The sequence below is a fragment of the Streptomyces klenkii genome, from assembly GCF_003626645.1.
Taxonomy (GTDB): Bacteria; Actinomycetota; Actinomycetes; order Streptomycetales; family Streptomycetaceae; genus Streptomyces; species Streptomyces klenkii.
This window is the reverse complement of the sequence record NZ_RBAM01000004.1, coordinates 498125-511552: the sequence shown is the minus strand read 5'-3', so window position 1 is coordinate 511552 and position 13428 is coordinate 498125. Positions and strand designations below refer to the sequence as shown.

The window sequence follows — 13428 nt, the reverse complement described above, 5'->3', positions numbered from 1 at the left end:
TTGCGCTTCACTCGTTCCGGTTAAGGTAAGGAGTGGTCGCGTAAAAAATGCGACAAGAATCAAGGGCGCGCCGGGAAGTCTGGTCGGCACACAGCACACGTGTATCCGATGACCCTGGAGGTCCCCCGCCGTGGCCGCGCCCAAGAACCGCCGCTCCGTCTTCCTCGGCCGGTTGCCGCTGCCCGAGCGGAACTTCCTCGCCGACGCCCTGCGTACCGAGACCGTGGGCGGTGTGCTTCTGCTGGTCGCCGCCGTCGCCGCCCTGATCTGGGCGAACACCCCGCTGCGCGACAGCTACGAGGCCGTGCGCGACTTCCACTTCGGGCCGGGCTCGCTGGGGCTGGACCTCTCCGTCCAGCACTGGGCGGCCGACGGCCTGCTCGCCGTCTTCTTCTTCGTCGCGGGCATCGAACTCAAGCGCGAGCTGGTCGCCGGTGAGCTGCGCGACCCCAAGGCGGCGCTGCTGCCCGTCATCGCCGCGATCTGCGGCATGGCCGTGCCCGCGCTCGTCTACTTCACCGTCGTGACGAGCGGCAACGGCTCGACGGCCGGCTGGGCGGTGCCCACCGCCACCGACATCGCCTTCGCCCTGGCCGTCCTGGCCGTCATCGGCACGGCGCTGCCGTCGGCGCTGCGCGCGTTCCTGCTCACCCTGGCCGTCGTCGACGACCTGTTCGCGATCCTGATCATCGCGGTCTTCTTCACCCAGAACCTGAACTTCGCCGCCCTGGGCTTCGCCGTGCTGGGCCTGGTCGTCTTCTGGCTGCTGCTCCGCAAGGGCGTCCGCGGCTGGTACGTGTACGTGCCGCTGGCCGTCGTCAACTGGGCGCTGATGTACAACAGCGGCGTCCACGCGACCATCGCGGGCGTGGCCATGGGCCTGATGCTGCGCTGCCACCGCCGCGAGGGCGAGCGGCACTCTCCCGGGGAGCACATCGAGCACCTCGTGCGCCCCCTCTCGGCGGGGCTGGCGGTGCCGCTCTTCGCCCTGTTCTCGGCGGGCGTGGTGGTCTCCGGCGGTGCCCTGTCGGACGTCTTCACCAAGCCCGAGACGCTGGGCGTCGTCCTCGGCCTGGTGGTCGGCAAGACGATCGGCGTGTTCGGCGGGACGTGGCTCGCCGCCCGGTTCACCCGGGCCGAGCTCAACCCCGACCTGAAGTGGCCCGACGTGCTCGCCGTCGCCTCGCTCGCGGGCATCGGCTTCACGGTGTCGCTGCTCATCGGCGAGCTGGCCTTCGGCACCGACCTGCTGCTGGCGGACGAAGTCAAGGCGGCCGTGCTCGTCGGCTCGCTGATCGCCGCGGTCTGCGCGAGCGTGCTGCTCAAACTGCGCGACAACAAGTACAAGAAGCTGTGCGCGGACGAGGACCGCGACGAGGACGACGACGGCATCCCCGACATCTACGAGCAGGGCAACCCGGACTACCACCTGCGGATGGCGGCGATCCTCGAGGCGAAGGCCGCCGAGCACCGCAGGCTGGCCGAAGTCGTCTCCAGGGGCACCACCGGCGACGATGGTCCGGCATGATCTGAGAGTCTTTACATCCGCCGAAAGCCCGCGGATGACGTGGCGACGAAGATGAGGGAGCAGCCGATGAGCGCAGCCGACGACGGTGCGAACGGTGCCAACCGCACTCTCGGCCAGCTGGTGGCTACGGCCACCACCGAGCTGTCCGCGCTGGTGCACGACGAGATCGCACTGGCCAAGGCCGAGCTGCGGCAGGACGCCAAGCGCGTCGGCATCGGCGGTGGCGCGATCGCCGCGGCCGGCACGCTCGCGCTTTTCTCGCTGCCCGTGCTGAGCTTCGCGGCCGCGTTCGGCATCCACAACCTCGGCCTCGGGCTCGCCTGGTCGTTCCTGATCGTCGGCGGTGCGTTCCTGCTGATCGCGGCGCTGCTCGGGCTGCTGGCGGTGGCCAAGTTCAAGAAGGTCAGCAAGCCGGAGAAGAGCATCGCGTCGGCGAAGCAGACGGCGGCCGTGCTGGGCACCGTCAAGCCGCACCCGCGCCCGCTGACCGACACGAGCCCCGCGGACGCATCTGTGACACGCTCGACCGTATGACGGTGCCCGATACCTCCGCAGCGACCTCGCCGCCCGATCCCGCCGTTCCGGCCGCCGTGCCGGGGCCCGTCCCGACGGGCACCCCGGGCGGTCCCGCCACGTCGGTCGTCCGGCCCGAGGGTCCCTGGGTCCACCGGGACGTCGCGGCGAACGGCGCGCGGTTCCACATCGCCGAGATGGGCGACGGGCCGCTGGTGCTGCTGCTGCACGGCTTCCCGCAGTTCTGGTGGACGTGGCGGCACCAGCTGCCGGCGCTCGCCGGGGCGGGGTTCCGGGCCGTGGCCATGGATCTGCGCGGGGTGGGCGGCAGTGACCGCACGCCGCGGGGCTACGACCCGGCCAACCTGGCCCTCGACATCACCGGCGTGATCCGTTCCCTGGGCGAGCCGGACGCGGCCCTGGTCGGCCACGACCTCGGCGGCTACCTGGCGTGGACGGCGGCCGTGATGCGGCCCAAGCTGGTGCGCAGGCTCGCGGTGTCCTCCATGCCGCACCCGCGCCGCTGGCGTTCGGCGATGCTCGCCGACCCCCGGCAGAGCTCGGCGAGCAGCCACATCTGGGGCTTCCAGCGGCCGTGGATCCCGGAGCGCCGGCTGGTCGCCGACGACGCGGCGCTGGCCGGGCGGCTGGTGCGCGAGTGGTCGGGGCCGCGGCAGCCGGACGACGAGGCCGTGGAGACGTACCGCCGGGCGATGTCCATCCCGTCGACGGCGCACTGTTCGATCGAGCCGTACCGCTGGATGGTGCGGTCGATGGCGCGGCCGGACGGCATCCAGTTCAACCGGCGCATGAAGCGGCCCGTACGGGTGCCCACGCTGCACCTGCACGGTTCCCTCGATCCGGTGATGCGCACGCGGAGCGCCGCGGGCTCCGGTGAGTACGTGGAGGCGCCGTACCGCTGGCGGCTGTTCGACGGTCTGGGCCACTTCCCCCATGAGGAGGACCCGGCGGCGTTCTCGACCGAGCTGATCAATTGGCTCAAGGATCCGGAACCGGACCGCTAGGGTCCGGAACGAGCCGCCGGGACCCGGCTGAAAGCCTACGGGCCGGGCGGGCGGCGGACGGGCCACGCTCCGTAAACCGAAGGGGAACGTCCGTTCTTCGAACGGCCAATTGCCCGGCGCATAGGCCGATTGAGCGACCCCCGGGCGATTACCGACCTTTCGGCCCGGGCACAGAGCACGGTATGGGCTGGACGCACGACTACCGTGACGTGACTCAGGAGCGGGGCGCCGAGGGCGACGCCGCGCTGATCGTGAGCGAGATGCCGGAGAGGGCCGGGAGGGGCGAGCACCGGCCATCCGCCGGGCACGATCCGCGCATCGGCATTCCGCGCATCATCCGGCGCCGCGCCCGATGGGTGTCGGCGCGGCTGCGCCATCACCCGCGCAGCCGCTGACGCGACCGGAACAGCGCCCGCTGACTTGCCCGGCGCAGCGCCCCCTGACCCGCCGGGCTCGGCGTCCGGCCGGCCCGTGCGGCGCACGGCCGGGCCCCAGCAAGGATCCCGGCAGGCCCCTGGAAGGGCCTGAGGGAAGGCTCAGAGGGCGCAGCCCTGGGTGTTGACCCGCTCGGTAGCCCTGCGGCCGCTGACGGCGTCGCCGCGCACCTCGTCCGCGGTCAGGGCGTAGCCCGTCTCGGCATCGTCGAGGGACTTGGCGAAGACCACTCCGTAGACCCGGCCGTCCGGCGTGAGCAGGGGCCCGCCGGAGTTGCCCTGGCGGACGATCGTGTAGAGCGAGTAGACGTCGCGGCGGACGTTGCCGCGGCGGTAGATGTCCGGGCCGTTCGCCTGGACGCGGCTGCGGACCCGCGCGGCGCGCACGTCGTAGGAGCCGTTCTCCGGGAATCCGGCCACGATGGCGCCCTTGCCGCTCTCGGCGTCGGCCTCGGCGAAGCGCAGCTCGGGCGCCTCCAGGTCCGGCACCTCCAGCACGGCGATGTCGCGCTTCCAGTCGTAGAGGACGACCTTCGCCTCGTACTGCCTGCCCTGGCCGCCGACCTGCACGGTCGGCTCGTCGACGCCGCCGACGACGTGGGCGTTGGTCATCACGCGCTGCGGGGCGAAGACGAAGCCGGTGCCCTCCAGGACCTTGCCGCAGCTGGGTGCGGTGCCGACGACCTTGACGATGCTGCGCTGGGCGTCGGTGGCGACGGGGCTGCCCGCGAGCGCGGGGTCGGGGGCGGGCACGTTGGTGATCGGCTCGGTGGAGAAGGGCGCGAAGACCTGCGGGAAGCCGTTCTGCGCGAGGACCGTGCTGAAGTCGGCGAACCAGGTGTTGGCCTGCGGGGGCACGACCCGGGCGACGCCGAGCAGCACCTTGGAGTTGCGGACCTCCTTGCCGAGCGTCGGCAGGGACGTGCCGGCGAGGGCGGAGCCGATCAGCCAGGCCACCAGCAGCATCGCCAGGACGTTGACGAGCGCGCCGCCCGTGGCGTCCAGGGCGCGGGCCGGTGACCAGGTGATGTGCCGGCGGAGCTTGTTGCCCAGGTGGGTGGTGGCGGCCTGGCCCACGGAGGCGCACACGATGACGATGACGACGGCCGCTATGGCGGCGGCCATGCCGGGGGTGGCGTCTCCGGTGGCGCTGTCCCAGATGACGGGCAGGAGGTACACCGCTACGAGGCCGCCGCCGATGAATCCGATCACCGACAGCACGCCGACCACGAAGCCCTGGCGGTAGCCGACAACGGCGAACCACACGGCGGCGATCAGCAGCACGATGTCCAGCACGTTCACCGGGAATGCCTCGCAATGATGTCGTCTGCGGTGTCGCCGGCCCGGGGGACGGCGGGAGCCGGGATCACCGTCTCATGCCCGTCAGGCCCGCTGGTCCAGCGGTACCTGCCGATCGCGGTCCCAGGGGCGCTCCCAGCCCGCGTAGTGCAGGATCCGGTCGATCACACCGGCGGTGAACCCCCACACGAGGGCGTTCTCGACCTTGAAGGCGGGGCCGGTGTGGCCGCTCGGATGTATCGCGGTCGCCCGGTTCTCCGGGTCGGTCAGGTCGGCGACGGGCACGGTGAAGACGCGGGCGGTCTCGGCCTTGTCGACCGGCTTCACGGGGGTGGGCTCGCGCCACCAGCCGAGCACGGGCGTGACGACGAATTTGCTCACCGGGATGTACAGCTGCGGCAGGACGCCGAAGATCTGGACGCCCGCGGGGTCGAGGCCGGTCTCCTCCTCCGCCTCGCGCAGCGCGGCGCGCACGAGCCCGCCGGAGGCGGGGTCGCCGTCCTCCGGGTCGAGGGCGCCGCCGGGGAAGGACGGCTGCCCGGCGTGCGAGCGCAGCGTCCCGGCCCGCTCCAGGAGGAGCAGCTCCGGGCCCTTGGGGCCGTCGCCGAAGAGGACGAGCACGGCGGACTGCCGGCCGCCGGTCTCCGGCGGCAGGAAGCGGCTGAGCTGGTGGGGCTCGATCGTCTCCGAGGCGCGCGCCACCGGCTCCAGCCACCCGGGCAGGCCCTCGGCGGTGACCGCGGCCCCTCGGCCGTACGTGCTCGTCATGCGTCGCCTCCCAGCGGCGGGGCCGGCAGGCCCGGGTAGTCGGGCGGGGGCTTGAGCCGCTGGCCGGGCTTGCCGCCCTTCTCGTACTTCAGGAGCTTCTTGGCCTTCTCGGGATCGGTCTCCCCCTCGCCGTACGAGGGGCAGAGCGGGGCGATCGGGCAGGCGCCGCAGGCGGGCTTGCGAGAGTGGCAGATGCGGCGGCCGTGGAAGATGACGCGGTGCGAGAGCATGGTCCACTCGCTCTTGGGGAAGAGCGCGCAGATCTCCGCCTCGACCTTCTCCGGGTCGGTGGCCTCGGTCCACTTCCAGCGCCGCACGAGCCGCCCGAAGTGGGTGTCCACAGTGATCCCAGGCCTGCCGAAGGCATTGCCGAGGACGACGTGGGCGGTCTTGCGGCCGACGCCGGGCAGGGAGACGAGGTCCTCTATGCGGCCGGGCACCTCGCCGCCGAAGCGGTCGCGGATCGCGGTGGACAGGCCGATGAGCGACTTGGCCTTGGCGCGGAAGAAGCCCGTGGGCCGGATGATCTGCTCCAGCGCCTCGGGATCGGCCGCCGCCATGTCCTCGGGCGTGGGGTAGGCGGCGAAGAGGGCGGGAGTGGTCTGGTTGACGCGCAGGTCCGTCGTCTGGGCGGAGAGGACCGTGGCGACCAGGAGCTCGAAGGGATTCTCGAAGTCGAGCTCGGGGTGGGCGTACGGATAGACCTCGGCGAGCTCGCGGTTGATGCGGCGGGCGCGACGGACGAGGGCGGTGCGGGACTCCTGCTTTGCCGCCTTTACGGAAGATGGGCTTCCGCTTTCCTTTTTGGCCTTATTTGCGGCTTTCGCCGCCCCCGCAGGCGCGCGTTCGCCCACAGCGGAATTACGAGGCGGAGTCACCCTTCCGGCCCCCTTGCCCTGTGCTCTCACCGGCGTATTGGACACCCGGCCAGACTAAGGCCCACCACTGACATCCGGCCCTCGCGCAGAAAAACCACAGCCCAATCGGACCCCTGCCGTAGGGCTTCGGGCGACGATGCGCGACACTTGTGTTTGATCACACAGTTTTACCGACGGGCATCATGGGGACCACGGTCCTCTGTGCATGTCGACAAGGAGAGAACTCGTGGACGACGTTCTGCGGCGCGCCCCGCTTTTCGCGGCGCTCGATGACGAGCAGGCCGCTGAGCTGCGCGCCTCCATGGGCGAGGCTACCCTCGCGAGGGGCGACGCCCTGTTCCACGAAGGGGACCCCGGCGACCGCCTCTACGTGGTGACCGAGGGCAAGGTGAAGCTCCACCGCACCTCCCCCGACGGCCGCGAGAACATGCTGGCCGTCCTGGGTCCGGGTGAGCTCATCGGAGAGCTGTCGCTCTTCGACCCCGGGCCGCGCACCGCCACCGCCACCGCCCTCACCGAGGTCAAGCTGCTCGGCCTCGGCCACGGCGACCTCCAGCCCTGGCTCAACGCCCGGCCCGAGGTGGCCACCGCGCTGCTGCGCGCCGTCGCCCGCCGGCTGCGCCGCACCAACGACTCGATGTCGGACCTCGTCTTCTCGGACGTCCCCGGCCGCGTCGCCAAGGCCCTGCTGGACCTGTCGCGCCGCTTCGGCGTGCAGTCCGAGGAAGGCATCCACGTGGTGCACGACCTCACCCAGGAGGAGCTGGCCCAGCTCGTCGGCGCCTCCCGCGAGACGGTCAACAAGGCCCTCGCCGACTTCGCCGGCCGCGGCTGGCTGCGCCTGGAGGCCCGTGCGGTGATCCTCCTCGACGTGGAGCGGCTCGCGAAGCGCTCCCGCTGACGTCTGCCGTGCCGGGCGTGCGCGCCGCACGCCCGGGGCGCGCGGCATGACGGGAGCGCCCTCAGGCGCGCCCACAAGCTCGGAAGGCCCCTGCCGGGAACGGCAGGGGCCTTCGGCATGCCCGCCTCATGTGCTCGACACGGGCGGTACGGAGGGGGCGGCACGGGGCGCCTCCGCTCACTGGATCAGCCCGTGCTCCCCCAGGTACTCCAGCTGCGCCCGTACGGACAGCTCCGCGGCCGGCCACAGCGACTGATCGACGTCCGCGTAGACGTGGGCGACCACCTCCGCCGGCGTGCGGAAACCGTTCTCCACGGCGGTCTCCACCTGCGCGAGCCGCTTCGCCCGGTGCACGAGGTAGAAGTCGACGGCGCCGCACGCGTCGTCGAGCACCGGGCCGTGGCCCGGCAGCACCGTCCCCACGCCCTCGTCCACGGTCAGCGCGCGCAGGCGGCGCAGCGAGTCGAGGTAGTCGCCGAGCCGGCCCTCGGGATGGGCGACGACGGTCGTGCCGCGGCCCAGCACCGTGTCGCCGGTGAACAGCGCCCCGTCGGCGGGCAGGTGGAAGCAGAGCGAGTCGGCGGTGTGGCCGGGCGTGGAGAGCACATGCAGCTCCAGCCCGCCGGTGGTGACCACGTCACCGATGCCGAGGCCCTCGCCGCCCAGGCGCAGCGCCGGATCGAGGGCCCGTACGTGCGTGCCGGTCAGCTCGGCGAAGCGGGCCGCCCCGCCGGAGTGGTCGGGGTGGCCGTGCGTGAGCAGAGTGAGGGCGATGCGCTTTCCGGCCGCCTCGGCGGTCGAGATGACGGCCTGTAGGTGGGTCTCGTCCAGCGGCCCGGGGTCGATGACGACGGCGAGGTCGGAGTCCGGTTCGGCGACGATCCAGGTGTTGGTGCCGTCGAGCGTCATCGGGGACGGGTTGGGCGCGAGGACACAGGTCGCACGGGCGGTCGCGGGGCCGCCGAGGGCCCCTGCGCGGGGCCGGCCGGGGAGTTCGGTCGCGGATGTCATGAGTCGGCCTCCGAAGGTCCCGAGGGTTTCATGGCGACGTGCCGGGTGAATTCGTCGTGTCCGGGCCAGCTCAGCACGATCTCCCCGTCTTCGAGCCGCGCTCTGGCCAGGACGGGGGTGAGATCCCTGTCACGCGCGGCGGCCAGGGCAGCGGCGGCACTGCCGTACGGGCGCAGCTGGCGCAGCGTGGAGATGGTGGGCGGCATCATCAGCAGCTCGCCGCGGTCGAAGCCGTCGGCCGCCTCGGCGGGACGGATCCACACGGTCCGGTCCGCTTCCGTGGAGGCGTTGCGCGTGCGCTGTCCCTCGGGGAGGGCGGCGACGAAGAACCAGGTGTCGTAGCGGCGCGGTTCGAACTCGGGCGTGATCCAGCGCGCCCAGCCGCCCAGGAGGTCGCTGCGCAGGAGCAGGCCGCGCCGTACGAGGAAGTCGGCGAACGCCAGCTCGCGGCTGACGAGGGCGGCCCGCTCGGCCTCCCACTCGGGCCCGGTGGTGTCCGCGACGACCGTGCCGGGGGTGGGGCCCGCGAGCAGCACCCCCGCCTCCTCGAAGGTCTCCCGGACGGCGGCGCACACGATGGCCTGTGCGGAGGCCGCGTCGACGCCCAGGCGGCGGGCCCAGTCGGCGGGGGCGGGGCCGGCCCAGGGCACGTCCCGCTCGTCGCGCGGGTCGACGGAGCCGCCCGGATACGCGTACGCGCCTCCGGCGAAGGCCATGGAGGCGCGTCTGCGCAGCATGTGGACGGCGGGGCCGCCGGCTCCGTCGCGCAGCAGCAGGACGGTCGCGGCGCGGCGGGGGCGTACGGGGTCGAGCTCGCCCCGCGTGAGCGCTCTGATCCGGTCCGGCCACTCCGGCGGATACCACTGGCCGTTCGAAGTCGACATGGCCGGATGCTATGCGCTCACGGGCGGATGTTCGAGAGGACCAGGAGCTGCTTCGAAGGGGCAAGCAGCTGCACGGCAGCGCTGACGGCCCGGGCCGGGCTCAGGCCCTGCCCGGACCCTCTCCGGCCCCGGAGCCGACTCAGGCCGGGCCCCGACTCGGGCCCGGACCTGCGTTCAGGCCTGGACCTCGACGATGATCTCGACCTCGACCGGCGCGTCCAGCGGCAGCACCGCGACGCCCACGGCCGAGCGGGCGTGCACGCCCTTCTCGCCGAGCACCTCGCCGAGCAGCTCGCTGGCGCCGTTGAGGACGCCCGGCTGGCCGGTGAAGTCGGGGGCGGAGGCGACGAAGCCGACGACCTTCACCACGCGGACGATCTTGTCCAGGTCGCCGATGACCGACTTGACCGCCGCCAGGGCGTTCAGCGCGCACGTGGCCGCGAGCTCCTTGGCCTGCTCGGCGCTGACCTCGGCGCCGACCTTGCCCGTCACCGGGATGGAGCCCTTGACCATGGGCAGCTGACCGGCGGTGTAGACGTACGCGCCGGAGCGCACGGCCGGCTGGTACGCGGCCAGCGGCGGCACGACGTCGGGAAGGGTCAGCCCGAGCTCGGCGAGCCGGCTCTCGACGGCGCTCACGGCTTCGGCCGCTTGAGGTAGGCCACCAGCTGCTCGGGGTTGTTCGGCCCCGGGACGACCTGGACGAGCTCCCAGCCGTCCTCGCCCCAGGTGTCCAGGATCTGCTTGGTCGCGTGCACGAGCAGCGGCACGGTGGCGTATTCCCATTTGGTCATAGGCCGACTGTAATGCCTCCCGCCGACAGCGAATGACCTCATGTCGCCACCTGGCGCCACAAGGGCGTTGCCGACGAATTAGGCTCCAATTCATGAGCAGGCTCCATGTCGTCAGCGGCAAGGGCGGAACCGGCAAGACCACGGTCGCCGCGGCACTCGCGCTTGCCCTCGCCGCCGAGGGCAAGCGCACTCTCCTGGTGGAGGTGGAAGGCCGTCAGGGCATAGCCCAGCTGTTCGAGACGGAGGCGCTGCCGTACGAGGAGCGCAAGATCGCGGTGGCGCCGGGCGGGGGCGAGGTCTTCGCTCTGGCCATCGACGCCGAGCGGGCGCTCCTCGATTACCTGCACATGTTCTACAAGCTCGGCAGTGCGGGGCGGGCGCTGCGGAAGATCGGCGCCATCGATTTTGCGACAACCATCGCGCCCGGGCTGCGCGATGTCCTGCTGACCGGCAAAGCCTGCGAGGCGGTGCGCCGCAAGGACCGCACGGGCCGCTTCGTCTACGACCACGTGGTCATGGACGCCCCGCCCACCGGCCGCATCACCCGCTTCCTCAACGTGAACGACGAGGTGGCCGGGCTCGCCCGGATCGGCCCGATCCACAACCAGGCGCAGGCCGTCATGCGGGTGCTCAAGTCGCCGGAGACGGCCGTGCACTTCGTGACGCTGCTGGAGGAGATGCCCGTCCAGGAGACGAGTGACGGCGTTGCGGAGCTCCGTGCGGCGGGCCTGCCCGTGGGCGGTGTCGTCATCAATATGGTGCGGCCGGAGATATTGGACGCGGCGGACGTGGAGGCTGCCGCGAACGGCCGGCGGACCGCCGTCGCACACGCCCTGTCGCACGCCCTGGAGCGCACCGGTTTCGGCGGCGCGCGCAGCCCCGGCCTCGCCGAGCAGCTCGTCGACCCCCTGCTGACCGAGGCCCGTGAGCACATCGAGCGGCTCGCCCTGGAGGAGCGCGGGCGCGCCGGCATTGCGGCGCTCGGCCTGCCCACGTACGAACTGGAACTGCTCGGCGACGGCGTTGACCTGGCGGGGCTCTACCGCATGGCACGCGAACTGCGGAAGCAAGGAGTGGCGCGTTGACAGCAGAAGTGCCGGCCCAGGCACCCGCCCAGGTGCCCGCCCAGCGGAAGGGCCTCGACACCGCCTCCGTCCTCGCCATCGACCCCGTCCTGGACAACCCCCGCACCCGCATCGTGGTGTGCTGCGGCTCCGGCGGCGTCGGCAAGACGACGACCGCGGCGGCCCTCGGCGTGCGGGCCGCGGAGCGCGGCCGGAAGGTCGTCGTCCTGACGATCGACCCGGCGCGCAGGCTGGCGCAGTCGATGGGCATCGAGGAGCTCGACAACGTGCCCCGCCGGGTGCCCGGCATCGACTCGTCCGCCGGTGGCGAGCTGCACGCCATGATGCTCGACATGAAGCGGACCTTCGACGAGATCGTGGAGGCGCACTCCGACAAGGAGCGCGCCCGGGCGATCCTGGAGAACCCCTTCTACCAGTCCCTGTCGGCCGGCTTCGCCGGCACGCAGGAGTACATGGCCATGGAGAAGCTCGGCCAGCTCCGCTCCCGCGACGAGTGGGACCTGATCGTCGTGGACACCCCGCCGAGCCGCTCCGCGCTCGACTTCCTGGACGCTCCCGGGCGGCTGGGGTCGTTCCTGGACGGCAAGCTGATCAAGCTGCTGGTCGCGCCGGCGAAGCTCGGCGGGCGGGCCGGGATGAAGTTCCTGGGCGTCGGCATGTCCGTGATGAGCGGGCCGCTGAACAAGCTGATGGGCGCCCAGCTCCTGCGGGACGTCCAGACGTTCGTGGCCGCCATGGACACCATGTTCGGCGGATTCCGCACCCGCGCGGATGCCACGTACCGGCTGCTTCAGGCCCCCGGGACGGCCTTCCTGGTCGTCGCGGCGCCCGAGCGGGACGCGCTGCGGGAGGCGGCGTACTTCGTGGAGCGGCTGGCCGCGGAGCGCATGCCGCTGGCGGGCCTCGTCCTCAACCGGGTGCACGGAAGCGCGGCCGACCAGCTGACGGCGGAGCGGGCGCTGGCCGCGGCGGAGGCCCTGTCCGAGGGGCTCACGGACGGGTCGGTGGACGGAGCGGCGAACGCGCCGGCGGACGACTCGGCGGGGGCCCCGGAGACGGCTTCGGAGAAGGCTCCAGAGGCGACCCCGGCAGGAACATCGGAAAATCTTGCCGCCGACGGCATTGTGGATCGTGACAGCGGGCAAGCTGGGTCACGTACCGCCCGCGTCGCAGGCACCGACGCTCCCACAGCCCCGTCCTCTCCGTCCTCCCCCGAGAGCGGCCTCCCCCAGCCGGCATCTTCGGGAGAATCGAGCGACGCTTCGGCCTCGGACAACGATGCGTCCAGGTCGGAGAGTGACGCGTCCAGGACGGCAGCAGGGCTGCTGCGGCTGCACGCCGAGCGTATGCAGGTGCTCGACCGCGAGCGTCGTACGCGCGACCGCTTCACCTCTCTGCACCCGGAGGTGGCGGTGGCGGAAGTGGCCGCCTTGCCCGGCGATGTGCACGACTTGGCGGGGCTGCGGGAGATCGGCGAGCTCCTCGCCGCCCGGCCCGCTGCCCCGGCTCCCAAGGCTGCCTCGACCGCTTCACCCGCTCCGTCGGCGGACCAGCCGCACGCCGCCGAGCGAACTGAGTGACCCTGGAACCGTATCCGGCTACCCGACAGCCGCGTACTCGCCGTACTCCTCGTCGCCCAGCGGCAGGATCCCCGCCCCGCGCTCGTATTCCGTACGGGCGGTCTCCAGGAGCCTGCGCCACGAGGTGACCGTCGGCCTGCGCCGCAGCAGCGCCCTGCGCTCGCGCTCGGTCATCCCGCCCCACACGCCGAACTCGACGCGGTTGTCCAGCGCATCGGCCAGACACTCGGTGCGCACCGGGCACCCCGTGCAGACCGCCTTGGCCCTGTTCTGTGCAGCGCCCTGAACGAATAGTTCATCCGGATCGGTAGTGCGACAGGCTGCCTGCGCACTCCAGTCGGTTACCCAGCCCATGCTGGCGCCGTCCTCTCCCGAATCGGGGCTCCCCCACGGCGGCAGCGGCATATTCACCGTTGCCAGTTGAGGACGTTACGGAAGGCGGGCAGGGGGCAACACCCCCTTCGGGCCCAATCTTGGATGGCCCGAACGGACTATGCGTACGCGGCAGATCACCCAACGGAGTGAGCGAACGACATTACCGGCTAATCCGCCATATTGGAGCAGATCACCCGCGAGTCACCCGGGTCGCAAACCCCAGAGAGTGACACGGACGGCAATACGGACACATCTCATCACCCACAAGAGTGAAGGCAGAGATGATGCTGAATCACACCGCAGTGACTGGCGTGAAACAGCGTAGGCGAACACACGGGCGTCTGTCCGCCGAA

At 71.8% G+C, this 13428-nt stretch carries 15 protein-coding genes; 7 read left to right on the top strand and 8 right to left on the bottom strand.

Features of this window, described 5'->3' with window-relative positions; all coding sequences use genetic code 11:
• Positions 1-130: 130 nt before the first annotated feature.
• From nhaA to D7231_RS12465, 4 genes are all read left to right on the top strand, one after another.
• A complete protein-coding gene (nhaA, locus tag D7231_RS12480; RefSeq protein WP_120755373.1) occupies positions 131-1528 on the top strand; it encodes a Na+/H+ antiporter NhaA in 1398 nt (465 codons plus the stop codon).
• A gap of 66 nt (positions 1529-1594) precedes the next feature.
• Complete coding sequence (locus tag D7231_RS12475) at positions 1595-2062, top strand: phage holin family protein (protein WP_120755372.1); 468 nt, start codon at positions 1595-1597, stop codon at positions 2060-2062.
• Positions 2059-3066, top strand: a complete 1008-nt coding sequence (locus tag D7231_RS12470) for an alpha/beta fold hydrolase (RefSeq protein ID WP_228774583.1) — start codon at positions 2059-2061, stop codon at positions 3064-3066. The genes D7231_RS12475 and D7231_RS12470 overlap by 4 nt, the downstream gene beginning before the upstream one ends.
• Before the next feature lie 182 nt (positions 3067-3248).
• Positions 3249-3461 carry a hypothetical protein gene (locus D7231_RS12465; protein WP_120755370.1) on the top strand — a complete coding sequence of 71 codons (213 nt, stop codon included), beginning with the start codon at positions 3249-3251 and terminating at the stop codon, positions 3459-3461.
• 141 nt (positions 3462-3602) lie between these two features.
• On the opposite strand, the gene D7231_RS12460 is transcribed toward D7231_RS12465, so the two are convergent.
• The 3 genes from D7231_RS12460 to nth all read right to left on the bottom strand — a co-directional run bounded on the left by D7231_RS12460 (position 3603) and on the right by nth (position 6445).
• A complete protein-coding gene (locus D7231_RS12460; protein WP_120755368.1) occupies positions 3603-4802 on the bottom strand; it encodes a MarP family serine protease in 1200 nt (399 codons plus the stop codon).
• An 81-nt stretch (positions 4803-4883) separates the two neighbouring features.
• Complete coding sequence (locus D7231_RS12455) at positions 4884-5567, bottom strand: NUDIX hydrolase (protein ID WP_120755366.1); 684 nt, start codon at positions 5565-5567, stop codon at positions 4884-4886.
• A complete protein-coding gene (gene nth, locus D7231_RS12450) occupies positions 5564-6445 on the bottom strand; it encodes an endonuclease III (protein WP_391474123.1) in 882 nt (293 codons plus the stop codon). Before nth ends, D7231_RS12455 begins: the two co-directional genes overlap by 4 nt.
• Positions 6446-6671: 226 nt before the next feature.
• Here nth and D7231_RS12445 point away from each other — a divergent pair, with 226 nt between their 5' ends.
• On the top strand, positions 6672-7346 hold the full coding sequence (locus D7231_RS12445) for a Crp/Fnr family transcriptional regulator (RefSeq protein ID WP_030367278.1): 675 nt from the start codon (positions 6672-6674) through the stop codon (positions 7344-7346).
• Between the two features lie 177 nt (positions 7347-7523).
• Here D7231_RS12445 and D7231_RS12440 read toward each other — a convergent pair whose 3' ends face one another.
• The 4 genes from D7231_RS12440 to D7231_RS12425 form a co-directional block, all read right to left on the bottom strand.
• Positions 7524-8357, bottom strand: coding sequence for an MBL fold metallo-hydrolase (locus D7231_RS12440; protein WP_120755362.1), 834 nt, complete (start codon positions 8355-8357; stop codon positions 7524-7526).
• Complete coding sequence (locus tag D7231_RS12435) at positions 8354-9241, bottom strand: NUDIX hydrolase (protein WP_120755360.1); 888 nt, start codon at positions 9239-9241, stop codon at positions 8354-8356. Before D7231_RS12435 ends, D7231_RS12440 begins: the two co-directional genes overlap by 4 nt.
• Positions 9242-9415: 174 nt before the next feature.
• A complete protein-coding gene (locus D7231_RS12430; RefSeq protein ID WP_120755358.1) occupies positions 9416-9880 on the bottom strand; it encodes a RidA family protein in 465 nt (154 codons plus the stop codon).
• Positions 9877-10035, bottom strand: a complete 159-nt coding sequence (locus D7231_RS12425; RefSeq protein WP_086785308.1) for a Sp36 family protein — start codon at positions 10033-10035, stop codon at positions 9877-9879. Before D7231_RS12425 ends, D7231_RS12430 begins: the two co-directional genes overlap by 4 nt.
• 92 nt (positions 10036-10127) lie before the next feature.
• Here D7231_RS12425 and bagA point away from each other — a divergent pair, with 92 nt between their 5' ends.
• Positions 10128-11120 (top strand): ATPase BagA, encoded by a 993-nt coding sequence (gene bagA / locus D7231_RS12420; protein WP_120755356.1) that lies wholly within the window; start codon positions 10128-10130, stop codon positions 11118-11120.
• A 32-nt stretch (positions 11121-11152) separates the two neighbouring features.
• A complete protein-coding gene (bagB, locus tag D7231_RS12415) occupies positions 11153-12700 on the top strand; it encodes an ATPase BagB (RefSeq protein ID WP_120755598.1) in 1548 nt (515 codons plus the stop codon).
• A gap of 18 nt (positions 12701-12718) precedes the next feature.
• Here the strand turns inward: bagB and D7231_RS12410 are convergent, their stop codons facing one another.
• A complete protein-coding gene (locus D7231_RS12410; RefSeq protein ID WP_189382430.1) occupies positions 12719-13054 on the bottom strand; it encodes a WhiB family transcriptional regulator in 336 nt (111 codons plus the stop codon).
• Positions 13055-13428: the final 374 nt, after the last annotated feature.